This window comes from Bacillus massiliglaciei (genome assembly GCF_900098925.1).
Taxonomy (GTDB): domain Bacteria; phylum Bacillota; class Bacilli; order Bacillales; family DSM-1321; genus Peribacillus; species Peribacillus massiliglaciei.
On sequence record NZ_LT622356.1, the window covers coordinates 67,108 to 92,601 of the forward strand.

The window sequence follows — 25,494 nt, forward strand, 5'->3', positions numbered from 1 at the left end:
TTTTATTTTTGCCTGGTGAGAGTCCGGACGGAATACTCCCCCTTTTCCCCGCTCACATGTTTTTGGTTATGATAAAAGTGGACTGCCAGATAAAAAAAGGCAATCCCTTCTGTCTTTCTCGGATCAATGCCTGTCAGCTCCTTAATTTGCTTCAGGCGGTAATGAAGCGAGTTAATGTGCAGATGCATCGCTTTCGCCGTGTCTTTAATCGAAAGGTTCTGCTCAAGGAAGGTCTGGAGCGTTTCCAATAAGTCATGTGATTCCAGCAAGGTGCACAGCGTCCGCTTCATGAACTCCTCCTGGATTTGAGAAGGGATTTCTTCTAAAATCACATCAAGCATCAGGTCTTCATAGAACACGGCTTCCTGCCGTTTTTCCGCAATTTTCAGCGCCTTCTTGGCTTCAGTAAAGGATGGCTGAATCACATTCGATTGGGCCGCCCTGCCGATTCCCGCAAACACCTTCATGTTATAGCGGAACAGGTAATTTTGCTGGATTTCCTTCAATTGAATCTCGAATTCCTTTCGGCTGAAGCTCGTTTCAAAACTTTTGACAATCAGGTACTTCCCCTGCCCCCAGCGGACAATAAACGTGTGATCCGAGGAAAAATGCCTGGCGAACAATTCGAACATATCCTTTTGAATCCAGTTGGCCTCACTTTCCTGCACATGGCTGATATCCAGCTGGAGCATACAGCAGACATGCCGATGATCCATCGGGATGCCAAGCAGTCTCCCCCGCTCAATGAATTCCTCATCGATGGCTTTTTCATTCACCCATTCATAGCAATAGGACTCAAGCGATCTCATCTTCCATTCCAGCTGTTCAGTCATATAGGCTTCCCGGATGATCAGCTCGGTCATTTTCCGGATGACCTCGGCATAAGGCTCGACCGTTTTGGGTCTGCCGGTAATCCCAATCACCCCGACAATCGACGTTCCGAGCATGACCGGCATATTGATTCCTTCCCTGACACCTTTCAATGTATGTACCATTGTTTCATCGATATGAAGCCTTTTCTTTGTGTCCAGCACCCGATTTGCGCCCTCATGATAGGTGCCGATCCGATCTTCCTGGGTCGAGGCGATAATCATGGAATGCTGATCGACGACAATGAGGTCTTCCTTCAGCACCTGGCAGACTTCCTGGACGATTTTCCCTGCTAATTCCGGCAGTAAGTTCAATGATGCTCCCCTCCTCTCCGGGTGATCGAAAACAGGACCTATGCATCCATGTGCATAAGCCCTGCCCCTTTTTATTAAACTGCTGCTTCCTTTTTCACATTCAGCAGCTTGAAAAATTCCTTCATGAAGCCCGGCAGATCCGGCCATGCATGCCCTGAAACGATATTGCCGTCGACATGGAGCATCTTTTCTACATAGGTAGCACCCGCCGCTTCCACTTCTGGCCGGCAGGCGGAATAGGCGGTCATTTCTCTGCCCTGGATGTGCTCACGTACCGTCGTCAGAACAAGCTGGCCATGGCAGATGACGCCAAGCGGTTTGTCTTCTTTCAGAAAATGGGCGGTGATATCCCGGATCTTTTGATTCATCCGGATGTATTCCGGGGCCCGTCCTCCCGGGATGATCAGGCCGTCAAAGTCTGCCGGATTGATATCATCGACGGCGGCATGCGCTTCGATTTTATATCCCCATTTTTCCGTGAACGTGTCCATTTCCGGAAGAAAATCATGCACAACGGTCTGCAGCTTCTTTTTCACAGGCGAAGCAATGGTACACTCGATTTCTTCTTCGATACAGCGGTAATACGGATAGAAGACTTCCAACGCCTCGACTGCATCACCGGTTACAATCAATACCTTTTTACTCATTCCGATACCCCATTTCCATTTATTTTTTTATGCCAATGGCACAGTATTGCTGTTCTTTGGCTCAAGCCCGTACCTTGCTTCAAGGAGCCCCCTGCAATAGTAGGCGTTAAATTCCATGTTCATCCTGGTCCGCTTAGCCCCGTGAAGGTAATCCATGAACTCCTCCTCACTGAGAGGCTTGTCCTCGGGAGTGGTGACGGCGATGCCGCTTGTATGGTTCAGCCGCTCTTTTTTCTCCAGATAGCGTTCCCTCACTTCCCTGCCTTCTGCGTCCAGTGTCATTGCCTCCAGCTGATTTACTGTCAACTCAATAATGCGGCGCCGGGTCATGCCGGTTTTCATCAGATAGCGCATCAGCTTTTCCTGCCTGGCATAATAAGCCTTAATATTGAATGTCTTTCTCAGCTCGCCCAGATTGCCGTCGGTAAGTTTTTTAAAAGACTCACTGAAACTCACACCGGCATTGGCGCCCTTATTGATTTCTTCGGAAGCGCAGTGATCGATCAGGTTCACTTCCACTTCCTGCACCCAATCCAGCTCCGTAATCGCAGCCTGGATATCCTCCGCCATAATATAAGCGAAATTCGGGGAACACCAATACGTAGGCAGACGGAATATCACCTTGACTTTTCCTTTTGAAATGACGATCCCTTCAATGAACCCCAGTTCCGGCAAAGACTGATCCAGTTCCGGATCATATACCTTCTCCAGCTGTGCATTGACTTCTTCAATCTTGTTCAAGGACTATCCACCTCCTGTTTTTACATGATCGGAGCTGAGGCTGAATCGGAATGAAACTTGCGCTTCATGGCCTCCAGATCCACGTTATAAAGCCTTGCGGCGTTTTCAGCCATGATTTTCTTTTTGACCGGCAGGCTGAGGGTGACGCCCATTTCTTCCTCAATGTCTTTTGGCAGCTCAAATTCCATGAATTTTTCAATCAGCCATTTCGGCTCCCAAATGGCATAGTCGCTTCCGAATAGGATTCGGTCTTCATCAAGCCAGTACAGGAGCTCGCCGATGATTTCAGCAAAGTAGCGCGGCCGCGTATGGATCAGGGCATTTGCTACAGCCAGTCCTGCATACACATTCTTTTCCTGTGTGGCAATCCAGCAAAAATCCTCCAGGCGCGGCAGGCCGACATGCTCTACGATGAAGTTCAATTCCGGGAAACAGCTTGCCGCATCATCCACATCCGCTACATCGAAGGCATCCCGGTTCAGCGGGGTAACGGTCGGTCCTTTATGCACATGAATATTCTTAATTCCGAGCTGCTGGCATTTCTCCAGGTAGCGTTTGGCTGAGTCATCAGACAGCTTGTACCCTTTGGAATCGCCGTGCCAGTCAGCTGTATAAAGCTTGATTCCCTGCCACTTATAGCGCTCATGCATTTCCTCGAGCCTCTCCAGCCCCCGCTCGCCATGCCTTGGATCAAATGTTCCATTGCAGATGAACCGTCCCGGATACTGTTTGGCCATCCGGTCATTAGCTTCGAAATCCCCGAATCCGTTTCGATAAAACTCCCGTAAATACACCGGCTGGAAAATCGCCATATCGGCATAGCCGTTTTCAATGACATCCCTCACCAACCGCTCGGGAGAATACTTGACGAATTCATCCTTATCCCACAGATACTCTTTCGGGCTCAAATTGGTATGGTAATCATAAAAACAGCTTATGAACTGCTCCCCGTGAATATTCAGCTGATTTTCCTTGCTCCCGTCCCATAAGGCAATATGCGCATCAATGATAAAAATCTCTTCCCCGTCCTTCGTCTTATACATGTTCATCCTCCTTTATTGAAAACGCTGTCATTTTCTCCAAATAGGTGACTGTATACTCTGCTTATTCAAGTAGATTATAAGATACAGGGAATTGGTTTAATAGGTGTGTTTCTCTAAAAATGGATGTCCAATTGATGTAAAATTTTGGATGTTCACCCAAAGCACTGCACTCTAGTTGTCTATTATTATACTAGAGTGCGGTTTACCGAAACAGATTCCTTTTTACTATTTTTTCCATTCTTGTGTGCTTCCAAAAGCAAATCGGCCAGATGTACAGCCCGTACCTGCCCCGTAAGCCCCTCCCGCTCAATGCCCAGCTTCATCTGAAGCAGGCAGCCCGGATTTCCGGTTACAATCGTTGCCGCTTCGGCCGCTTTCGCCTGTTCCATCTTCCTGTCAAGAATCTGCATTGACATGTCGCTTTCCACGATATTATAGATGCCGGCGGATCCGCAGCAGCGGTCACTGTCCTTCATCTCTCGGAATTCAATCCCCTCGATGGCCTGAAGAAGGCGCCGCGGCTCGCTTCCCACCTTCATGACATTCCGGAGGTGGCAGGAATCCTGGTAAGTGACCGTCTGGGAATCAAGCGAAAGCGGCTGTTCATGAAACTCCAGCTCTACGAGGATTTCGCTGATATCTTTGATCTTTCCGACGAAAGCTTCTGCCCGCTCCTTCCATTCCGGCTCCTCCTTCAATAAGTAGCCGTAGTCGATTAAATAAGCGCCGCAGCCCCCGGCATTCGTGATAATATAATCGGCTCCGGTCTGTTCGAAGGCCGCAATGTTCCGCTTGGCCAAATCCTTGGCCAGATCCTTCTCGCCGCTGTGTCCGTGCAGGGCGCCGCAGCATGTCTGCTGTTTTGGGATGACAATCTCGCAGCCTGCCAGCTGGAGCAGTTCTGTCGTCGCCTGATTGGTCGGCAGGAACATCGTATCCATGAGGCAGCCTGAAAAAAAGGCGGCTTTCGCTTTCGTTTCCTGCTTGCTCTCCAGTTCCCGCGGACGGTTCTTCATCTCCTTCAGCGAAGGCACCTGCGGCAGGATTTTTTCCATCGCCGCAAGAGATTCCGGGAAGAGCTTCATGACCCCCATTTTATTTACGGCCGTTTTCAGGCCCGTATTCTGGTACATATGAAGCAGGCCGACCATGGTCCTCATCCGCTTTGGATGCGGGAACATCCCCTTAAACACAGCGCGCTTCATCATCCTGGCCGGAAGCGGCGCCTTCTTGTTCTGATTGATGATGTCCCTTGCCTCCTCCAGCAAATGGCCGTATGTGACGCCCGAAGGACAGACCGGCTCGCACGCCCGGCATCCCAAACAAAGCTCCAGACTCCGCTCCACTTCTTCATCCGGCTCGATGACCCCGTCGACGACTCCCTTCATCAAGGCGATCCGGCCCCGAGGGGAATGGGCTTCCTGATAACCCGATTCAAGATAGGTAGGACAGCTCGGCAGACAAAAGCCGCATTTCATGCAGTTAAGCAGCTGATCCTGATCCATCCGTTCCTGAAACGATTGCTCAATGCTTTTCCGCTCTTCAACACTCGTCATGAAGTCACCACCACCCGTTTCCGGACATCGCCGGCAAAGATTTTCCCCGGATTTAAAAGATTATGCGGATCCAGGGCCTGCTTAATCTGTTTCATCACAAGAACGCCTTCTTTTCCCATTTTCATCTCCAGATACGGAGCCTTCATCGCGCCGACCCCATGCTCGCCGGTAATGGTGCCGCCAAGCTCGACTGCCTTTTTAAAAATCTCCTCAAAGGCCTGTTCCACCCGCTCAATCTCCTCTTTATTCCGCGCATCGGTCGGACAGGTCGGATGGAGATTGCCGTCACCCGCATGGCCAAACGTACAGATGGAAAGCTTGTACTTTTGGGCGATTTCATTAATGGCCACAACCATCGTCGCAATTTCCGAACGGGGCACGGTCGCATCCTCCAAAATGGTCGTCGGCTTCAGCCGCGCCAATGCCGACAGAGCCGTTCTCCTTGCAGCCGTCAGCGCCTCGGCCTCCTGGGCTGACTGGGCGACTTCCATGGAAAGGGCCCCGTTCTCAAGGCAGATCGCATTGATGCTCTCCATGTCCCGCTTGACCTGTTCCGCCTCCCCGTCCTGTTCAATCAACAGCACGGCTGCCACATCCGTCGGCAGGCCGATCTGGGCATAATCCTCGACAACCCGCAGTGTCGGCTGATCCAAGAACTCCAATGTTGACGGAATAATCTGATTTTTAATGATCCGGGATACCGAACGGGCGGCCTCCTCCAAGTCCTGATAAAGCGCCAATGCCGTCATCTTCATCTTTGGCTTAGGAATGAGCTTCAGAATCGCCTCTGTCACAACACCGAGCGTTCCTTCCGATCCGACCATCAGCCTCGTCAAATCATATCCGGCCACGTCCTTCGCAAGCTTGCCGCCGGTGCGGATGATATCTCCATTGGCCATAACGACCGTCAGGCCCAGCACATAGTCACGGGTCACCCCATACTTCAATCCCCTAAGACCGCCGGAATTCTCGCTGATATTGCCGCCGATGGTCGATATTTTCATAGAACCAGGATCAGGCGGATAAAAAAGCCCCCTCATCTCGACTGCCTGGATCAAATCCTGCGTGACAAGTCCAGGCTGCACCGTTACCGTTAAATTCTCTTCATCGATCTCCACGATTTTATTCATATGCTTAAACAGCAGGACAATCCCGCCCTGGACCGGACACGTGCCCGCGCTCAGGTTTGTTCCCGATCCTCTTGGGACAATCGGTACCTGATGCTCACTGCAAAGTTTCAGCACTTCAGCGACTTCCTCTGTGCTCCGCGGTGATACGACCGCGTCCGGCATCGCCTGGAACTGCGGGGTCGCGTCATAGGAATAGGCGTAGCAGCTCACTTTCGAATCCTCCACATTCTCTCTTCCGACTAGTTGCATCAAGCTTTCTTTCAGTTCATTCGCAATCATCGCTCCACATCCCATCCATCGAGTTATCTTCTTCATCTTGCCTTCATTGTAGTAGAGTTCATTCTCGAAAACTATGGATGAATGTTTAAAAAAAGAACTGGAAAATGCCCTTTTATTGGATGAATATACAAAGAAGAAGTCCCCAGAAACTGAATAAACATCCAAAAGAAGAATTGTAGATTTCCTGAATCATCAGTATAATTATGGAAAACAGAAGTGCATGCCATTGAAATCGCAATGCAAGAATCCCTTCAATATGTATGGCTTGCCATCATTATCTTGCTGATCATCCAATTTGGAGGGAAAACCCCCAATGGCAGAGATGGTTTCTTACGTTATGTTTTCCGCCATTTTGGCCGTCCGTAAATTCTTTGTTCATTTCTTTATTGAAAAATATAAGAGGGGATGCACCTTAACTAAAACAGAAGATAAATACCGGAGGATAAAGATGCCATTCATTTTTAGAACATCCACACTGGAAGACATCACAGCGCTGCTGGCCATACAGCAGGCAGCGTTTCAGGAAGACCTGGAAAAATATGAAGACTTTGAAACCAGCCCAGCTTGTGAAACGCCTGAGAAGCTGGAAGAAAACATCCATACCTATCATCATTTCACGATTTTAGACGGCGAAACGATTATTGGCGCGATTGATGTAAGAGGCCATCAGGAGCATAGACACATCGATAAACTGTTTATTGCCCCGTCCTATCAAAATAAAGGCGCAGGTACCGCTGCGATGGAATTCCTTAAGAACCAATTTCCGGATGCCCAGCGATGGTCGCTGTATACGCCTTCTTTAAGTTTTCGGAACCATCATTTTTATGAAAAATCCGGCTTTACCAAGAAAAAGAGACTGCGCTGACACCTAAGCTGCTGCTCTTTAAATATGAAAAAGCAGTGGAATGTCCGGTGATGATTGCTCCGGACTCATCGAAAACGCTCGAATAGGAAGACTTAAGGGCGGAGCCTGCCCATACATCGCAGCCCGCCCGTTTGTTTTCAATGCTGTTTATTCATGACCTTATACAGCACCTCTTCCTCCCCATCCTCTGTATATGATTCTAAAACAATAGCCTGATGATCTTTGAAATAATAATAGGTTCGATCATCGTTTTTACATTTAATCGCTACCATCCAGTTGGCATTTCCTCTTAAATTCGCGATAAAGGCTTCATTATAAATAATATCTTTTTGAGGCTCTGCAGTCTGCAAATACTCCGTCACGCTTTTTTGAGCGCTTCTCAGTTTATATTGAACATAAGCAAATGGAATGCCAATCAAGAGAATAAAAACGGCTAAAGCCATCCATAATTTTTTCCTCATTCTGTTCCCTCCCTCTTTCCCTAAAATAGTTCTCTGCGGCCGTTTTAGAAGGAAGCAAGGCCAATTGCCGCCGCCGGACCCTTGAAGGTCATGCTCAATAAAATCAAGGCCATCTCCTTCGGCTCCTGCGTCATGCCCCCTGCCAGCCATTGCTGGATGACCCCGAGATGGGCAGAGGTGATATAGGCGGAAAATAAATCAACCGGGACACCCGCTTCTCTTTTTTCCAGCTTTCGCAAAATGTTCTCCACAAGGTGCCTCTTAATCATCTCTTTTATTTTGGCCTGGAAGGACGGGTCTCCCTTCGGCCCCAGTGCAGCTTTCATGAATGGGGCATTTTCCTGGATGCACTCAAATAAAGTAATGACAAAGGGCAAAGGGATATTGTGGATGACGTACCTGCGGAAGTCTTCCAGATCGACGCTGGAAGCAGCTTTGCCAATCTGACTGAGCTGGGCCAGCACGTCTGCTTCACTTTGCTCGAGCAGATCGTATTTATCCTGATAGTGCAAATAGAAGGTGCCGCGGTTGATATCTGCTTTTTCGGTCAAATCCTTCACCGTAATCGCTTCAAACCCTTTTTCCTCCATTAATTTCGTCAGCGCATCCCTGATCCCTTTTTTCGTTTTGAGGATCCTTCTGTCCGTTTTTGACTCTGGCACCGGTTTGTCCTCCAATTTTTTATAAATTATTGAACAGTTCACGGCATGGTGTTGAGTATTAATCACCCATGAATAGATTGTTCATTGTATTTCTTATCATCCAGATTATAATTTACAGCATGGGCATTTATCAACTATGTGTCTATTAAAATATTGGAGGTCACTGCATGAAAATATTGAAAAACAAATGGCTGCTTCTGGCACCCATTATCGCCATACTTGTCATGTCCCTATTGTCACTGACCCAGATTCCGTCCGCTAAGCAAGGGCCGAAAAATCTGCCGATTGCGCTTGTCAACGAAGACACCGGAGTGGAAATCCCGAATCAAGGCCATGCCAACATGGGCGAAACCATTGCAGCAAACCTGGAAGCTTCAACCAAGAAAACCGAAGGAAATGAAGACCCTGCCGTAAAATGGATCAGCGTCTCAAGCGCAGAGAAGGCGATGGACGGGATGGACAATCAACAATACTTTGGCGCAATTGTGATTCCAAAGGATTTCAGCCAAAAACAGGCATCCCTTCAAACACCCAATCCTTCTGCGCCTGTCATCCAGGCGTATGTGAATCAAGGAATGAACCAGATTGCCGCCAATGCTGTTACACAGATTTTGAATGGCGCCGCGGATGCCATCAATGAAAAGGCGAGCGCCCACCTTGTCGAAGGACTGAAAAAGCAAAACGCTGTGCTGACGGCTGATCAGGCGGCTTTGATTGCTTCGCCGATCAGCAAAGAAATCCACAATGTCCATGAAACAGGCACACAGGGCAATGCCCCCGCTTCCCTGTTTCAGCCGCTTTGGATGGGAAGCATCTCCGCGGCCCTGATCCTATGGAATGCCATGAAGAAAAAACGGCATAATAAAGCAACGATCCTTGCCGTACAGGTACTGACCGCTGCAGCTGCTGCCATCCTTGTCGGTTTCGGCCTTGCGTGGCTTGCCGGCAGCATGCTTGGCTTCGATATTCCGGCGTTTACAGATACAGCACTCTTCTTAGCTCTTGCCTGCTTCACCTTTATCCTGATGATTTTAGCGGTCCTTTCATGGATCGGGCTGGCCGGAATGCCGATCTTCATCTTGCTGCTGTTCTTTGGCGGCCCGCTTCTGGCCATGGCTCCGGAATTTATGCCGGTCTTCTATCAGGACTGGATCTTTTCTTGGCTGCCAATGCGCTTTATGACAGACGGTCTGCGTGATCTGTTCTTCTTCAGCAAGGAATGGAACTGGAATCATCCGACCGCCGTTTTGACCTGCGTCGCCATCGGAGGCGTCATCGTCCTGGCCCTTTCTTTATTCAAGAAGAAGCCTGAAACAGAAACCATTGCTCAAGATACCCTGTAAAAACAAGAAAAAGCAAAAAAACAAATTTCTCCCAGAGAAGTTTGTTTTTTGTGCTTATCTTTACGGATTTCCGTTTCAGGGATTGATTTCCGCGGGTGAGGCTCTAGCCTGGAGCAGAAATCAGCCAGCGCCCTTACCCACACTAACCAAAAAACATCATGGACAAATGCCCATGATGTTTTTTGGTTCTTATTCTCCTGCAAAAGTTCTTAATAAATACTGGTTGACGGTTGCTTTGATTTTTTCCAGGCGTCCGGATTTATTTTCGATGTTAGTTAAGCCGAGCGCATAATCTTCTAATTTATGAAAATCTGTTTTTCCTTCTACGATATCCAGGCCGATTCCTTCTTTGTAGCTGCTGTAGCGGTCATCCAGGATATTTTCGAATACTTGGTCCTCAATAAGCTTATTGGCAACCTTCAGACCGATGGCAAAGCTGTCCATTCCGGCGATATGCGCATGGAACAAATCATCCGTTTCAAATGATCCGCGGCGCACTTTCGCGTCGAAGTTCAGGCCGCCGCGGCCAAGACCTCCGTTTTTGATGATTTCATACATAGCCAGAGTCGTAGCATACAAGTCTGTCGGAAATTCATCTGTATCCCATCCGATCAGCGGATCCCCTTGGTTGGCATCCACCGAACCAAGCATGCCGTTCACACGCGCATAGCGAAGCTCGTGTTCGAATGTATGGCCCGCAAGTGTGGCATGGTTCGCTTCAATATTGAATTTGAAGTGATCCTGAAGACCGTAATTTTGCAAGAACGCATAGCCTGTCGCCACATCGAAATCATATTGATGGGTAGTCGGCTCTTTTGGTTTTGGCTCGATCAGGAATTGCGCATCGAAATTGATTTCCTTCGCATAATCCACAGCCATATGCATGAAACGGCCAAGATTGTCCATCTCAAGCTTCATATCTGTATTCAAAAGGGTTTCATAGCCTTCACGGCCGCCCCAGAATACATAGTTTTCTGCGCCGAGTTCCTTACCGACTTCCAGGCCTTTCTTCACTTTCGCAGCGGAATAGGCAAAGATGTCTGCGTTGTTGGAGGTGGCTGCACCGTGAACGAAACGCGGATTCGTGAAGTTGTTCACGGTATTCCAAAGCAGTTTTGTCTTGCTGTCTTTCATATAGTCCTTAATCATTGCCACAATGGTATCAAGGTTTTGATAGGTTTCTCTCAGTGTGTCTCCTTCAGGTGCGATATCGACATCATGGAAACAGAAAAACGGAACATTCAATTTTTCAAAGAATTCAAAGGCAGCCTCTACGCGGGCTTTTGCCTGATCCATTCCCGTGAATTTATCCCAAGGGCGGACCATTGTGCCTGCACCGAAAGGATCCGTTCCGTCAGCGACGAATGTATGCCAGTAGGCAACACCGAAACGAAGGTACTCTTCCATCGTTTTATCGCCGATTTTTTCTGCTGGATTATAAAATTTAAATGCATTCGGGTTTGTTGAAGCCGCACCCTCATATTTTATCTGCTGAATATTATTGAAATAAGCCATCGTATTACCTCCTAAAATTCTGTTCTGAAATTTTCGAAATGTAACTGCTTACAAAAATCATTATAACAAGTCTACTTAGTTTGTACAATGAATAAACTAAGTTTTTTTAAAATTAATATTTTTATATTCTTTTAGTCATGCGATTTAAAAGACATATGGTACGTCTAACGCTAGATTTAAAAATAAAAAAAGTGAACTGCCGCTAATTTTACGCCGGAAGAAAAAATTTTCATTGCTCGTCTTTACCTTGAGGGAAAACATAGTTATTTAGAGCTGGTGGATTTGATGCCCTTATTCCTAAGAAGAAGGGGCAGATATCCATGAAAGGATCAAAAAGGGAAAAGAAAACCGAAGGTTCAACTGAAGCGCTTGAAAAACGGATTAAACAGCTGGAAATGGAGAACGCCTATTTAAAAAAGTTAAATGCCTTAGTTCAAATGCAGGAAGAATTACGTCCAAAATCAAAGCGCAAGTAATTCATGAACTAAAGGCAATCTATGATGTGGTATCCCTTATCAAAGTCGCTGATATTCCACATAGTACCTATTATTATTGGGAAAAACGTTTAAACAAGGAAGATAAATACTCTACAGTAAAGACAGCGATACAATCCATCTATCAGGCACATAAAGGGCGATATTGATATCGCCGTATCACCAAAGAATTAAAGAAACTCGGATTTGCTCATGATCCCAAGACCATCAATCGCCTTATGAATGAAATGGGGTTAAAATGCCTTGTCCGTTTGAAAAAGTATCGTTCATACAAAGGAAACGTTGGGCGTATTGCTCCAAACATTATTCAGCGGGACTTTAAGGCGGAAAAAATGAATCAAAAATGGGTGACAGATGTAATAGAATTTCATTTATTTGGAGAGAATCGCTATTTATCTCCTATTCTTGATTTATGCAATGGAGAAATCATCGCCTATAAAGTAATGGAACGCCCCGTCTATCAACTGGTAGATAACATGCTGGATCAAGCAGTTAAACGTTTAAAACTAGAAGACCGGGTCATCCTCCATTCAGATCAAGGCTGGCATTATCAAATGAAGAGATATCGAAGAACATTACAGAAACATGGTATTACCCAAAGTATGTCCCGTGAGGGAAATTGCTTAGATAACGCAGTTATGGAGAATTTCTTTGGTTTATTAAAGTCTAGATTGCTTTATCTACAAGAATTTGAAAATATTTCACACTTCGAAAAAGAATTAGACGATTATATTCATTACTACAACCATGAACGTATGAAGGCAAAATTAAAAGATCTGAGTCCAGTACAATACCGGATCCAGATCTTAGAAGCTGTTTAATTTATTTGTCTAACTTTTTGGGTCAGATCACCCGCTGCTTTTGTACAGGTTTCATCTCGTCAATTACAATATCCCCATCTTTTACAATTAACTTACCATCAAGGTATAAAGTACAATTCTTCATTGGTAAATCAAGATGGCAAGGGGTATCGTTGGATCCGCCTAATTCAGAATTCGGTCCTAAGGAGAATAAGACATTTCCATAGAATGCACGCCCATCCATACCAAATACTTGATCGTCAAACGCCAAACTATACCATTGTGCCCTTTCATTCAGTCCCCAGCCAATGTGGGATATTGCATATGCTTGAGGATCATTAAAGCTCTCTATATAATCCTTCATTAGCATAGCATCAAACCCACCTTCTATGTTTGTGACATAACCATCTTTTATGGTTAATTGTATCGGGTCTTGTAAATACCGGTTAAAAGGGAAGAAAATATCCCCTCTGTCCATAACAACAATCCCATCGACTCCGCCATCGTTGGAAGTCGCTGCAGAAAAACAGCTGGGCAAGTGATCCCATCTTCCTCGTTCATCAGCAAATCCATACTCAGTAAGGATTGGATATTGCCCTAACTGATAAGTGACATCTGTTCCTGCTTTATTGGTCACTCTCAGTTCTTTTGCATTTTTTAACAGATTGGTAGCATATAGCACCCTCTCTTTATCGCTTTCTTTTGGAAACATTCTTTTAATCACATCAAAAGGTTCCACCACTAATAATATTCTTACTCCTGCTTCTTGAAGTTCAAGCTGTTCTTTTGAAAATAAGAGAAGTACTAGGTCAATGACTAAATCCGCCTTTTTTAAACATTCCACAGCGACTCGATTATCCGTTAAAGGAGTGACACCAAACGATCCTGCACTCCCTTTTTTAGCTGGCGGCAGTTTCAGTTCAAAAGCATTCGCCCCAATTTGGGAAGCAGCTGTTAAAAATGCTTTTGCATAATCCTCTCTAAGTTCACCCGAGGTTAATACAGCCATGGTTTCAGATGGATTTAACTGACATAATTCAAGTTCTTTTTTAAAAAGAGCAACCATTTCATCGAATTCAATAGTCATTTATAAACAACCCTTCTATATTAATTTTTTTGTTTTTCAATAAAGGACATAATATAATCAGCTGTCTGTTCAGGGGCATCTTTATACACCATGTGCCCGACTCCTTTTACTCTTTTCACTTCCATTGAGGGGTTTATTGTTTTCAGCACCTGCAGTTCACTTTCACGGATGGTATCTCCATGTTCGGCAGCTAATAGCATGGATGGTACAGTTAGCATTTTCATATATACTTGAAAAGGCTCTCTTAACAATGACATGTAAGATTCAATTATCGCTTCCGGACTGTTATTACGATACTCTTCAGCTCTTTCAGCTACCTGTTCTTCAGTGAAAGTAGGGAAAAAACTTCGGAATAATTCCATTTCTCTCTGATCAACCGCTTCCTTTTGTTTTAAAAACATGGAGAGCGGATTAGGATATACCTCTCTCTGACCGGGACCGTTAATCGGAGGATCAATTAATACCATACCGGATACAAGAGAAGGATATTGGCTGCCAAAAGCAGCAGCAATTCTAGCTCCCATGGAGTGCCCGACCAAAATTGGGGACACGGCATTCTCTGCTAATGCATTGACTACATTCAACAGATCTTCGGTATAATCTCTTAATAAATAACCTTGTTTAGGAGAATCGGAAAGCCCCCTTCCTCTTATATCCATCGACAATGTATAGTAATTTTCCGGCATCATATTTAAGATTTTTACAAAGGAATAACTATAACTGGTGATCCCATGTAAGAAGATAACTGGGATACCGCCTTTATCCCCCTTAGTAATAAGATGGATTCTTGCATTTATTCCCTTTACAAATAAGTCCTCAAAAGTATGCTCTTGATTCATTCCTGTTTACTCCTTCCAACAAAAACCCTCAAAAATTCAAACAATCATCAAGACCCCATCATAATTTCTTAAATCATTACATTCTCATCTTTGTGTATTTACACCAGGCCTATTAGAATCATTTGCATAAAGAACATATCCGCATCTTCCATCCCATTTGAACATGATGTAACGAAGTGGAAAATCTAAAACTTTTTAAATTTCGATCTGATTGGTTCGCATTATAGTTATTAACTTAGCAGAAAGATGTGGACTTTATTAAAAAGTTGGATGAAACGCTTGATAGGAGCTCCAAGTTCCATGAAAATATTTAATCTAGAGGAAGATCAATCGATGTTTGTATATGGTTCATGAAGGGGGAGAGACTCTGATTCTTGATATAGACGCCGTAATCAAAGAAAGATTGGGATATAGAAACTGTTTCTCCGAAGACAGTGCGGCTCCAAGTACATGGTTTGGAACAGAAAGCCATAATATTCCGCAGTCTCGGCGCGGGACAAAAGCGGAAATTCCCTTGATTTGATTTCTATTCTCTACGAACAGGCGGGCATCTGCTGCGGCGGCTCTTAAAATCTTCCTTCATTCCAAGAACCATCTCCCCTGTATTCAAATTCTTTGATATTCCCAAATTATTTCCCATTCTTTTTCCCTCCTTTCGAACATATTAGTTAAATTTCACTGCTCACATAGCAAAGTTAGCATAGTTTCAATTTTATCAAAAACCTACAATAAAAACCAAACTTACCAAAGTTTCCATATATTTATTTTACTTCAATTTCACAATTACGTCAATTTTCTGAATATTGTCGACCCAATAGAAGTGAAGGTGGGATTGATAAATGGAGATCAAAAAAATAAGCCGGCTTCCAAACAAGTGTGCTGCATTTTTTATGAATAATTCTTATTGGGTGCAATCGTTTGTATTAAGAAAAAAGAGCAGTTTTCAAGTTTTTTTAAATTTACATAAGTAATCATCCCGAAGTTAATATAGGAGAGTGAGGAGTGCATTTTTGTAGTATTTCATAGGTTAAGGACTTCAAATCATTGATCTAGCAGTGAGATGATTCTTATATGTTTTTAATTTAGTTTCTTTATTTTTTATAATTGACCTTAGCTGTAAAAACCTTAAAATAACATAAACATGAGAAAAACGATAAATCATGGGCTTTGATACGATAAGATCTATTGATTTCGAAATGACAGCATTAGCAGAAAGTTTATCATTATAATGTGCAATTTCGACTGAATATTCCCCTGCAGGCGGCAGAATAACGTCATAATTTGGTATAAAGGATACAATACATTCATTCACTGTCTGAACAATCTTTCCACTGATTTCATGTTGTTTTCCCATAAGATCTGTCGCCAGCTGAAGATTGCCGTCTTTAATGGCATGACGCACCCTGGTACTCGAGATACGCTCTTTCCCTTCTTCGATGAATTCTACTATTTTTGTCTCAAATCCCAATATCTGACCTGCCTGTTTTAAAACCGCGGAATTGCCTGATCCCTTAAATCCAAATCTAAAGTCTTCCCCAATAAATATTTTTTTTGGGTTTAGGCCAACAAGTATTTCATTAATAAATTCATCTGCACTGATTTTTGAAAAACGTTGATCAAAGGTATATTCAATCAGAATGTCAATTCCGTTTGCTCCTATTCGCTCAGCCCTCGTATACGGACTTGTTAAACGGAAAGACTCTGTATCCCCGTTACCGAAAAATGTTTTCGGCAACGGGTCAAATGTAATTACAATAGTTGTACAGTTATTTTCTTTGCCATCTCTTACAACATTTGAAATCAATTCTTGGTGGCCTTTATGAACACCATCAAAAGTACCGATCGTTATATATGAACCATGCTCCAATTCGCTTAATGCCGGGTTGAATAAATCCTTATAATACTTCAAATATAATCACCCCACCTATTCCATTCGTTTCATTCTCATGTTCCCCCCAGGCTGACATCTAGTCTCTTTTATCATTCATAGAGTTATTCATTTATTAACGTTTTTAATGAACATGAAAAATATTTATTCGAAACAGTTTTGATTACTTCATCCGTTTTTAATACATCCGCATATTTTTGGCGTAGATCAAATAGACTTTGTTCATGAGATGCCGCTGAACGATCACCTACAGCATCTTCAACTACAATCGGCCTGTATCCATATTGCAAGGCGTCTACAGCTGTAGCACGCACACAGCCACATGTAGTACATCCAACTATTATGACAGTATCAATATTATTTGCATTGAGGCGTGCTATTAAATCTGTTCCAAAAAAAGCAGAGGCATATTTCTTAATAAGCAGGCCGTCACCCAATCGAAAATCTAATCGAGGATCGAGATCAACAGCATCTGTACCAGCCTTTAATGTTTTTAATCCCTCCATTTTTTTGTACCATATTCCTGAATCAGCAAATGTGTCATCATCATAAGAAATAGTGGTAAAGAATACCGGAAGGTCCATGGCATGCATAGTTTTCAAAACCTTATTTACCTTTTCAATTTGAAATGTTAAATCAGAACCCATAGGCATGCTCGGATCTGTGAACCCTTGGATCATATCTACTACTATCAAACCTGGTTTCTGGCCGAACCCTAATAATTTTCCAAATCCTCTTTCTTCAAAGAAAACCTCATCAGCTTTACCTTGCACTACTATAACTCCCCCTTAACTTCCAAGATTGGAGTACAGCCAATCTTGGAAGCCGCTCATTTGTTTTTTAGCTCTTTACACCAGTACTAAACTCACCAAACTGTCTATTAAAGTGCAGTAGTGGAGATTTCGATTCACCTAGTTCTACATGTTCAACCAGCCCAATAAAAATAGTATGATCACCCGCCACCACTATATTTTCAACTTTACAATGAATATTTGCTAATGCATTTTTGACTTCATAATGAATGTTATCTTTGCTTTCTGCAAAATCCTCAAAAAACTTTGGTACCCCTGCTCTAGAGCCTGATATTGCTACTTCAGCTTGGTCCTCTGCCAGTACACTTACGCTAAAACGATTATTATGAACAATGGCTTGAGTGCTGGCCGCTTTAGTTGCCAGGCTTACTAAAATAAGAGGAGGCTCCATGGATATTGAACAGCATGCACTTACGGTTAATCCCCAAGGCCGCCCTTCTATCTCTGTCATTACAATTGTTACACCGGTAGCCAGCCGGCCCATCGATTCAAGGAATCTATCTTTGACTTCATTCATTATAATTCCCCTCCTGACCAGGAACTTCTTTGGACACCATATCTCCTGACAATAATTTCCCTGCATTAGGTACATAAGGGTTTAAGTTAAGCGCTTTAAGAATGTTATAAACTGTTGCGCCAGCAGCTGAAAGCACCGGTTTCCCTATTTCATTTTCAACCTGCTGAATAGCTTCTAATGAGGGCATCTGAACGCAAGCAGATAATACAACAGCATCGGCTTGGCTAACATCTAAATTTTTAGCAATCTCGACCAAACGCATAGGATCTTGACGTCCAACTTCCAAATTATCCGCGATTTCCAAGCTAATAGAATCTGTCACTTGTATATCACTAGCCTCTATATAGTCAATGACTTGATTCGTTAGCGGCTTCATATAAGGTGTAATCATTGCGATTCTTTTTGCTCCTAATGTTTTAATTCCCTCTACAAGAGCACCTGCGCTGCTGATAACTGGAGTTGGTGCCCCGTTTTGTTTAGTCGCTCTGAATAGGCGTTGCTCTGATTTCATATGATACCCAGGCCCTTGGCACATAATAGCAACAAGACATGCATAGGCAAGAACATCGCATCTGGCATCTGAAAGTTCTACCGCACAGCGATCACTTTCTATATCCATCGCTTTCAATTCCTCTTTTGTAACATTTTTCATTCGCATCCTGCTTGAATGAAATGTAAACGATAATTCTGGATCGACTTGTTCTTTCTTACGAAGCATAGCCGGTATCTCTGTTTCCATTGTGGTATTTGAACTAGGTACAACGAGTCCTATTCGATAGTTTTTTTTCAAATTTCACGCCTCCTGGATAAATCTTACTTAAAGACCGTTCATAACTACAAAGGAAGTCCAATCGATTTGCGAATATGGTTCATAAACGGGGCTCTGTCGTATTCATGGTACAGACGCTCGCGGAGTAATGGTGCTGGCAGGGCATTCACATTCTCGAATAGACCGATGCGTCCCGCATGGGAATCAGTGGTGATATCCCAAATAAAATTCATCAATAAGTTCTTCTGCTTCGATGTCATTTCCCGGCCAAATAGAAGCTCTTCTAACTTTCCGCCAATAAAAGGGTGATCATAGTCTTTTTCGGAGAATCTCATAACGAGGCCTTGTCCGCATAATTCTTGGAGGTGATGGATAATTTGAGGATAATGCGTGATTCCATAGAGACGTCCGGCAGTAAGCATATTGACATCCGGCCACATGACTTCATCTTGAGTCGGTTTTGCTAACTCTTCAGAAGCTAATACATATGCTCTTAACGTTTGAGCATATTGGATGACCTCGGATACAATGGAACGAACTCCCGGGATTTTTCCTGTTCCCAGTGTATCTACTATAAGTTGAGCTGCCCCGGCATACATTTCAGCCTTGGTGGCTAAACGGGAGAGTACATGCCAGTGAGCTCCTAATACAACGCCTCCATACAATTCATTAAGTTCTGGAACTCCATAATTGAAAATTCTCCATTTTTCTACAAAGACATTATCAAAGATCAAAAAGGAATCCATTTCTTCTCCGCGTGATTTAACGGGATGATCAAAAGAAAGGGAAGGATCTGTAGAGACTGTTTCGCGGCAGACTATGTGGACGCCCGGTGCATTGATTGGAACAGAGAGCCAGAGTGATTCTTCAGCTAACAAACCCGGGCGCATTAAGTTAGAAAGGATCATTTCATTGCCTTGGGCAGAAATAGAACCTACCGCCTTCGCTCCGCTAATATAGATTCCTTCTTCTGTCTCTTTCACTACCCTCAACAGGGCAGGAGTAGAATCTCCCCCTTTGATTTTGTTTCCTAATTCTTCATCGAACAGGCGGGCACCTGCTGCGGCGGCTTTGGAACGGTCATTTTGAGGATCGACCAATACTTCAGGTCCCATCAAATTATTTTTCTGTGCATAGTCGATATAATGAAGAACATTGTCTGCATATTCAGGTCTTTTATTGCGGAATTGGGAAAGATGAGCTGCCATGCCTACAGGCACAAGCGGCGCCAAATCGAAAGGCCGGCCAAACACCCCGAAGGTTTCCTGTGCAATATAGTCGGTTACTTCTCGTCGGCTCTTAAGATCTTCCTTTGTTCTTGGAACCATCCAGGCTTTGCTTACTCTCTCCCCCAGGTCTGGGTTGATATAAGTAAGTTTATCTTGAGTTTCCGGGCTATGCTGCGCATCAAAGATCTTAGCCATAATATTAATACCACCGCTAGTAGCCGGATGAGATGTTACATCTGGGATTAATTCTCCCTTATAGTAAACGGTTCGTTCATCCCGAAGACTTTCCTTATACATCTCACCTGTTTTCAAATACTTTGATATGACCTGAGTATTTTCCATTTTTTCTCCCCCTTAATATATTTGAGTATCCCTTTCCACTCATTAAATAGAGTTATCAAACCTATATAGTTATTTAAAAGCTACCTCCTTTCACTAAACTTATCAAAGCTTTCATAAATTTATTTTATCCTATCCTTAAAACAGTGTCAATATTCTGAATATTAATTTATTTCACAAAAAAACATAAACTAATTGAACTGACCTGATAAGTCGATTATGGCTAATATAGAGCAGTAAGGTTTGTCTGTGTTTGCTCATCCTTATTTCTAAATGAACTGTTTATCCTCATGAAAAAACACACTCTCCTAAAAATCATATTGTTTAAATATGATTTAGGGGGTGTGCTTCCTTGGGTCTCTCCATAGGTTTTCGATAAATTTCCTTTTAATAATTATGGCTTCATACCTTTTAGAACTTTATCCAGGGTCATTACATCTGCGTATCTTGCGTTTAAGTCTAATAACGTCGAAGTTTGTAGAGTTTTGTTGCGATCACCTACAGCCTCTTTAGGGATAATCACTCTGTAACCTTTTTGAAGGGCTTCAACCGCAGTTGCTCTTATACTTCCACTTGTTGTAGCACCAGCCAATATTATTGTATCAATTCCATGTTTTTTCAAAAAATCATCTACCTGATTGTCATATAAGCTTGTAATATATACTGAATGATTGATCATATCATACGGATATTCACTTAATTCAGGATGAATGTTAACCCACGTACTTTCACGGTCTAAAATCTGAAGTAACGGAAATTTCCCACTCCATAATCTAGATACTAAATTTTCTGATTTATATATGGTGATACTAAAGATAATCGGTATTTTGTGTAAAAGAGCCTCTTCTATAAGTTGTTGTGTAGCAGAAATTTGATTTTCGAGTTTAATAGATAATTGGGAAGGCGGATCAGTAAAGGCTATAGTTAAATCACGAATTAAAACAGCAGGTTTTTTTCCAAATCCTATTTGTTCAGAAAACCCTTGGTTGGAGTAAAGCTGCTGTATATCATCTTGAATATACCTTCTTTGACCTCCAGGAGTATATATAACCTTTAACCCATACTCTTCAATATTTCCATTCTTCTCTAACCGCCGTAATGTGCTGGGAGAAACCCCCAGTAACTTTGCAGCATCTGATATATTTAAAAGATTCTCATACATATTTATTCCTCTTTTCACAGAATTCAATATAAATATACAAAAAATCACTAAAGTTATCCACCCATCTTAAACTTACCATTTATTATAAGGCTTTTTTATCTCCTTTATGAGGTAAACCAAAAGTTGGACATTTTATTAAGCAGTTAGGAAATCTTAAAACCTAGTTCATCCATTTTAATTTTGCCTTTAATCGATGCGGTTGTAATAATGGAGATATTCTTCGTAGTTCTTATTGAAATGCTCCATATTGCCGATTTTCTTAAAGCCATTCAGAAATAACCGAAAAAGTTGTCCATGACAGTTTTTGTTATCCTTTTTATGGATGCAGGTCCCTTTTTCTCCTCTCGCTTCATATTGTTTTACCAACATGTTAGGTAGAAAGTGCAGAATATTAAAAATCGTATCAATCGCGCAGAGACCTCTCTTGTAAATCCATATATTCAAGTACTCTCAGTTTATCCTCCACTGTATAAAATGTATAGCGTTTTCAAATACACATCCTCCATGATATTGAGAATAGCGAATCACAAGTTTGGATTATGCGCCTTTTCTATCATGTCTCTCTGTACCTAAAAAAAGATATCTTTTTATACTTGTATTTTCTATTGTCTGGGAATAAAGCCATAAAGACAAGATTCTCGACCTTCCGTTTCCATCCTAAGCAATACAATTTGAATTCGATTTTTTCCTGTTATTCATCCCAGCAAAAACAAGGTTTGTTTATCCGCCGAACAAAGTTTATAATGGCTTTATTCAGAAAAACACGTCTCCGTGACTTTGGAAAAATACGTATAAGTTGAAGGTGAGAATCAGAGTGAATAAAACATGGAACCAGCACGTGGTGAAAGAAGGCAATAAATCCTTAGTGTTAGAAACGATTAAAAGCAAGTCCCCGATCTCGAGAGCGGAAATTGCCAATGTGACCGGCCTGAATAAAGGCACCGTCTCTTCCCTTGTCGGTGAATTATTGGAAGAACAGTTCATCACTGAATCCGGTCCCGGCGAATCAAGCGGCGGCCGCAGACCGGTCATGCTGCTGTTTAATCAGGCGGCCGGCTTTTCCATCGGCATCGACCTTGGCGTCAATTATCTGCTCGGAGTCCTGACCGATCTCCAAGGGAATATTGTCTGTGAAAAAACAATCCAGTTCCCTCCCTTGTCCTTCGAAGAAATCGAGAACAAACTCAGCGGCATCATCGATCATCTGATGGCATCCGCCCCGCCCAGCCCATATGGAGTGGTCGGCATCGGCATCGGGGTGCCCGGAACGGTCAGCAAAGACGGCAAAGTCCTCTTGGCACCGAACCTCGGGTGGAAAAACGTCGATTTGCAGGCGAGGATGGAAGAGAAATATCAGCTGCCTGTCACGGTAGAAAATGAGGCAAATGCCGGGGCTTACGGAGAGAAACGGTTTGGGGCGGGACAGAATGCCCAGCATATCATTTATGTCAGTGTCGGCATCGGGATTGGCGTCGGCATCCTGCTGAACGGCCAGTTATATAGAGGAAACAACGGCCTGTCCGGAGAAATGGGCCATATGACAATCGACATTCACGGAGCCCAATGCCGATGCGGCAATGTCGGCTGCTGGGAACTGTACGCCTCTGAAAAAGCGCTGCTGGAGAAGGCAGAACGCCGGGGCATCCCTTCTTCCCCAAATGAGCCTCTTTCCCTGGAGAGCTTAACCGCGCTTGCCGAAGCCGGAAACGCGGATGCCATTCTTTTGTTTGAAGAAATTGGCGGCTATTTAGGAGCCGGCATACATAATATTATCCATATCTTCGATCCCGAGCAGGTCATCATCGGGAACCGAATGGCCTCCGCCGGGAAGTGGCTCGCCGATCCTATGAAAAAACGGCTGGAAAACCAGACACAGTGGTCGCCATACGAAAACCTGGATATCGGTTTTTCCGAGCTGTCCACCCATTCCGCAGCTCTTGGCGTGGCCGCCTTTTCCATTCAGCATTTTTTCAGCCAGGATACCCAGAGCATCGAAATGCTGTCTAATTGATTTCTTCCAGACTGCGCTAAAGTATGCGCAGTCTTTTTTATGCTTCGACAGAGGCTGCCATCATTCTCTCAATCTCGCAAAGATTTTCTTGCATTTTTCAGCAATTAGGAACATGATAGAGATAGAAACCTAACTTGCTTGAATTTCGCTGACAGCAACAATGTAAGCGCAATCATGCAAGTTCTGCTTTCAATTCGGATAAAAGGGGAGAAACAACAATGATTTATGCGAATCCAAACACTGAAGGTGCCTTAATCCACTTTAAGGAAAAATACGATAACTTTATCGGCGGAAAATGGGTTGCACCTGTTAACGGCCAATACTTTGATAATAAATCACCAGTAACGGGCGAAGTCTTCACAAAAGCGGCACGGTCTTCTGCTGAAGATATCGAGCTTGCTTTAGATGCCGCCCATGCTGCAAAGGAAGCGTGGGGAAAAACTTCCGCAGCAGAGCGCGCCCTTCTATTAAATAGAATTGCAGACCGTCTTGAAGAGAATCTTGAAATGATTGCGGTTGCAGAAACTTGGGATAACGGAAAGGCCGTCCGCGAGACGCTGAATGCCGATATTCCGTTAGCAATTGACCACTTCCGTTATTTTGCCAGCACCATCCGCGCCCAGGAAGGACGCACGACCCAGCTGGATCACGATACCGTCGCTTACCACTTCCATGAGCCGCTCGGCGTGGTCGGACAGATCATTCCTTGGAACTTCCCAATCCTGATGGCTGTCTGGAAAATCGCTCCGGCCCTTGCTGCAGGCAACTGCATCGTGCTGAAACCGGCTGAACAGACTCCAGCTTCCATTATGGTCGTGATTGAGTTAATCCAGGACCTGCTTCCTGCCGGCGTTTTGAACGTTGTCAACGGCTTTGGGGTGGAAGTCGGCAAGCCGCTTGCGACGAATAAACGCATTGCGAAAATTGCCTTCACCGGTTCAACTGCTGTCGGCCGTCAAATCATGCAGTATGCAACGGAAAACATCATTCCGGTGACATTGGAGCTTGGCGGAAAGTCTCCTAACGTCTTCTTCGAAGATGTCATGGACAAAGACGATTCCTTCTTGGATAAAGCCATTGAAGGCCTTGTGATGTTCGCCCTGAACTCCGGCGAAGTCTGTACCTGCCCTTCCCGCGCCCTAATCCAGGAATCCATCTACGACAAATTCATGGAACGCGCCCTGGAACGCGTCAAAGCGATTAAAATTGGAAATCCGCTTGATACAGAAGTGATGATGGGTGCCCAGGCTTCCAATGAGCAAAAGGACAAAATCCTGTCCTACATCCAGCTCGGCAAAGAAGAAGGCGCAGAATGTTTGATCGGCGGCGAAGCCAACACGATCGACGGCCTGGAAAACGGCAACTACATTAAGCCGACCGTCTTCAAAGGACATAATAAAATGAGGATTTTCCAAGAAGAAATCTTCGGGCCTGTCCTTGCGGTGACAACATTCAAAGACTTTGATGAAGCAATGGACATCGCCAATGACACTCTTTACGGCTTAGGCGCAGGGGTCTGGTCACGCAGCGGCGACCTTGCCTACCGTGCCGGACGCGGCATCCAGGCCGGGCGTGTCTGGACCAATACGTACCACCAGTATCCGGCAGGAGCGGCATTCGGCGGATACAAAATGTCCGGCATCGGCCGTGAAAACCATGCGATGATGCTCGAGCATTATCAGCAAACGAAATGTCTGCTTGTCAGCTATGACAAAAACCCGCAAGGATTCTTCTGAGCCGGATCATGATGGAACGGGTTCTGGCTACAGACGAAGCGCTCGAATTGATTGAACGGATGAAAAAGACCCACGGATCCATTCTGTTCTATCAATCCGGCGGCTGCTGCGACGGCTCGGCGCCGATGTGCTACAGAACGGAGGATTTCCGTCTTGGCGATTCCGATCTTAAGCTCGGGACCGTTGGGGAAATCCCCTTCTATATGCACCGCAGCCAATACGACTATTGGAAACATACCCAGCTCATCCTGGATGCTGCCGACGGACGCGGCCCTGAATTCTCGCTCGACAGCGTGGAGGACCGCCACTTTTTGATCCGCTCGCGGGTATTCACCGAGGAAGAACGCGGAGAACGATAAAACAAAAGCTGTCCCGAAACCGGAAA

24 protein-coding genes and 1 pseudogene are annotated in these 25,494 nt (G+C 44.2%); 8 read left to right on the forward strand and 17 right to left on the reverse strand.

The window, feature by feature from the left end; all coding sequences use genetic code 11:
* Positions 1-2 precede the first annotated feature (2 nt).
* The 6 genes from BQ4305_RS04465 to glcD all read right to left on the reverse strand — a co-directional run bounded on the left by BQ4305_RS04465 (position 3) and on the right by glcD (position 6,580).
* Positions 3-1,184, reverse strand: a complete 1,182-nt coding sequence (locus BQ4305_RS04465; RefSeq protein ID WP_110926659.1) for a CdaR family transcriptional regulator — start codon at positions 1,182-1,184, stop codon at positions 3-5.
* Positions 1,185-1,258: 74 nt separating this feature from the next.
* Positions 1,259-1,831, reverse strand: coding sequence for a DJ-1/PfpI family protein (locus BQ4305_RS04470; RefSeq protein ID WP_110926660.1), 573 nt, complete (start codon positions 1,829-1,831; stop codon positions 1,259-1,261).
* A gap of 27 nt (positions 1,832-1,858) precedes the next feature.
* A complete protein-coding gene (locus tag BQ4305_RS04475; protein ID WP_110926661.1) occupies positions 1,859-2,572 on the reverse strand; it encodes an iron-sulfur cluster assembly protein in 714 nt (237 codons plus the stop codon).
* A gap of 20 nt (positions 2,573-2,592) precedes the next feature.
* Complete coding sequence (locus tag BQ4305_RS04480; protein WP_110926662.1) at positions 2,593-3,615, reverse strand: amidohydrolase family protein; 1,023 nt, start codon at positions 3,613-3,615, stop codon at positions 2,593-2,595.
* 185 nt (positions 3,616-3,800) lie between these two features.
* Positions 3,801-5,171: a (Fe-S)-binding protein gene (locus BQ4305_RS04485; RefSeq protein WP_110926663.1), complete on the reverse strand. Its 1,371-nt coding sequence runs from the start codon at positions 5,169-5,171 to the stop codon at positions 3,801-3,803.
* A complete protein-coding gene (gene glcD, locus BQ4305_RS04490) occupies positions 5,168-6,580 on the reverse strand; it encodes a glycolate oxidase subunit GlcD (protein WP_110926664.1) in 1,413 nt (470 codons plus the stop codon). Before glcD ends, BQ4305_RS04485 begins: the two co-directional genes overlap by 4 nt.
* Before the next feature lie 216 nt (positions 6,581-6,796).
* Between glcD and BQ4305_RS21285 the strand changes: the two genes are divergently transcribed.
* Both BQ4305_RS21285 and BQ4305_RS04495 read left to right on the forward strand, forming a co-directional pair.
* A complete protein-coding gene (locus BQ4305_RS21285; RefSeq protein ID WP_199880557.1) occupies positions 6,797-6,946 on the forward strand; it encodes a hypothetical protein in 150 nt (49 codons plus the stop codon).
* 82 nt (positions 6,947-7,028) lie between these two features.
* A complete protein-coding gene (locus BQ4305_RS04495; protein ID WP_199880558.1) occupies positions 7,029-7,445 on the forward strand; it encodes a GNAT family N-acetyltransferase in 417 nt (138 codons plus the stop codon).
* Positions 7,446-7,582: 137 nt separating this feature from the next.
* On the opposite strand, the gene BQ4305_RS04500 is transcribed toward BQ4305_RS04495, so the two are convergent.
* Both BQ4305_RS04500 and BQ4305_RS04505 read right to left on the reverse strand, forming a co-directional pair.
* Positions 7,583-7,906, reverse strand: a complete 324-nt coding sequence (locus BQ4305_RS04500; RefSeq protein ID WP_110926666.1) for a hypothetical protein — start codon at positions 7,904-7,906, stop codon at positions 7,583-7,585.
* A gap of 44 nt (positions 7,907-7,950) precedes the next feature.
* The gene (locus BQ4305_RS04505; protein ID WP_110926667.1) at positions 7,951-8,568 is read right to left on the reverse strand and encodes a TetR/AcrR family transcriptional regulator; all 618 of its coding nucleotides are present in this window, start codon (positions 8,566-8,568) and stop codon (positions 7,951-7,953) included.
* 173 nt (positions 8,569-8,741) lie between these two features.
* Between BQ4305_RS04505 and BQ4305_RS04510 the strand changes: the two genes are divergently transcribed.
* Positions 8,742-9,911, forward strand: coding sequence for a YhgE/Pip domain-containing protein (locus BQ4305_RS04510; protein ID WP_110926863.1), 1,170 nt, complete (start codon positions 8,742-8,744; stop codon positions 9,909-9,911).
* Positions 9,912-10,100: 189 nt separating this feature from the next.
* Here BQ4305_RS04510 and xylA read toward each other — a convergent pair whose 3' ends face one another.
* Complete coding sequence (gene xylA, locus BQ4305_RS04515) at positions 10,101-11,426, reverse strand: xylose isomerase (RefSeq protein ID WP_110926668.1); 1,326 nt, start codon at positions 11,424-11,426, stop codon at positions 10,101-10,103.
* Positions 11,427-11,692: 266 nt separating this feature from the next.
* On the opposite strand from xylA, the pseudogene BQ4305_RS04525 reads away from it, so the two are divergent.
* A pseudogene (locus tag BQ4305_RS04525) lies at positions 11,693-12,741 on the forward strand (IS3 family transposase); the annotation flags it as partial.
* Between the two features lie 22 nt (positions 12,742-12,763).
* Here BQ4305_RS04525 and BQ4305_RS04530 read toward each other — a convergent pair.
* Both BQ4305_RS04530 and BQ4305_RS04535 read right to left on the reverse strand, forming a co-directional pair.
* Complete coding sequence (locus tag BQ4305_RS04530; protein ID WP_110926671.1) at positions 12,764-13,807, reverse strand: 2,5-dihydroxypyridine 5,6-dioxygenase NicX family protein; 1,044 nt, start codon at positions 13,805-13,807, stop codon at positions 12,764-12,766.
* A 20-nt stretch (positions 13,808-13,827) separates the two neighbouring features.
* Positions 13,828-14,646, reverse strand: a complete 819-nt coding sequence (locus BQ4305_RS04535; RefSeq protein ID WP_110926672.1) for an alpha/beta fold hydrolase — start codon at positions 14,644-14,646, stop codon at positions 13,828-13,830.
* Positions 14,647-14,983: 337 nt separating this feature from the next.
* Between BQ4305_RS04535 and BQ4305_RS04540 the strand changes: the two genes are divergently transcribed.
* Positions 14,984-15,169, forward strand: a complete 186-nt coding sequence (locus BQ4305_RS04540) for a hypothetical protein (protein ID WP_110926673.1) — start codon at positions 14,984-14,986, stop codon at positions 15,167-15,169.
* 513 nt (positions 15,170-15,682) lie between these two features.
* Here BQ4305_RS04540 and BQ4305_RS04545 read toward each other — a convergent pair.
* The 6 genes from BQ4305_RS04545 to BQ4305_RS04570 all read right to left on the reverse strand — a co-directional run bounded on the left by BQ4305_RS04545 (position 15,683) and on the right by BQ4305_RS04570 (position 21,362).
* A complete protein-coding gene (locus BQ4305_RS04545) occupies positions 15,683-16,555 on the reverse strand; it encodes an FAD synthetase family protein (protein WP_110926674.1) in 873 nt (290 codons plus the stop codon).
* Positions 16,556-16,638: 83 nt separating this feature from the next.
* A complete protein-coding gene (locus BQ4305_RS04550; RefSeq protein ID WP_110926675.1) occupies positions 16,639-17,307 on the reverse strand; it encodes an isochorismatase family protein in 669 nt (222 codons plus the stop codon).
* Between the two features lie 67 nt (positions 17,308-17,374).
* Positions 17,375-17,863, reverse strand: coding sequence for a flavin reductase family protein (locus BQ4305_RS04555; RefSeq protein WP_199880559.1), 489 nt, complete (start codon positions 17,861-17,863; stop codon positions 17,375-17,377).
* A complete protein-coding gene (locus BQ4305_RS04560; protein ID WP_110926677.1) occupies positions 17,856-18,653 on the reverse strand; it encodes a maleate cis-trans isomerase family protein in 798 nt (265 codons plus the stop codon). Before BQ4305_RS04560 ends, BQ4305_RS04555 begins: the two co-directional genes overlap by 8 nt.
* Before the next feature lie 44 nt (positions 18,654-18,697).
* A complete protein-coding gene (locus BQ4305_RS04565) occupies positions 18,698-20,203 on the reverse strand; it encodes a 4-hydroxyphenylacetate 3-hydroxylase N-terminal domain-containing protein (RefSeq protein WP_110926678.1) in 1,506 nt (501 codons plus the stop codon).
* A 391-nt stretch (positions 20,204-20,594) separates the two neighbouring features.
* Positions 20,595-21,362, reverse strand: a complete 768-nt coding sequence (locus BQ4305_RS04570) for an isochorismatase family protein (protein WP_110926679.1) — start codon at positions 21,360-21,362, stop codon at positions 20,595-20,597.
* A gap of 808 nt (positions 21,363-22,170) precedes the next feature.
* Between BQ4305_RS04570 and BQ4305_RS04580 the strand changes: the two genes are divergently transcribed.
* The 3 genes from BQ4305_RS04580 (at position 22,171) to BQ4305_RS04590 (ending at position 25,468) form a co-directional block, all read left to right on the forward strand.
* Positions 22,171-23,373: an ROK family transcriptional regulator gene (locus tag BQ4305_RS04580; protein ID WP_110926864.1), complete on the forward strand. Its 1,203-nt coding sequence runs from the start codon at positions 22,171-22,173 to the stop codon at positions 23,371-23,373.
* 218 nt (positions 23,374-23,591) lie between these two features.
* The gene (gene exaC, locus BQ4305_RS04585) at positions 23,592-25,109 is read left to right on the forward strand and encodes an acetaldehyde dehydrogenase ExaC (protein WP_110926681.1); all 1,518 of its coding nucleotides are present in this window, start codon (positions 23,592-23,594) and stop codon (positions 25,107-25,109) included.
* Positions 25,110-25,117: 8 nt separating this feature from the next.
* Positions 25,118-25,468, forward strand: a complete 351-nt coding sequence (locus BQ4305_RS04590) for a DUF779 domain-containing protein (RefSeq protein WP_110926682.1) — start codon at positions 25,118-25,120, stop codon at positions 25,466-25,468.
* The last annotated feature ends 26 nt before the right edge of the window (positions 25,469-25,494 follow it).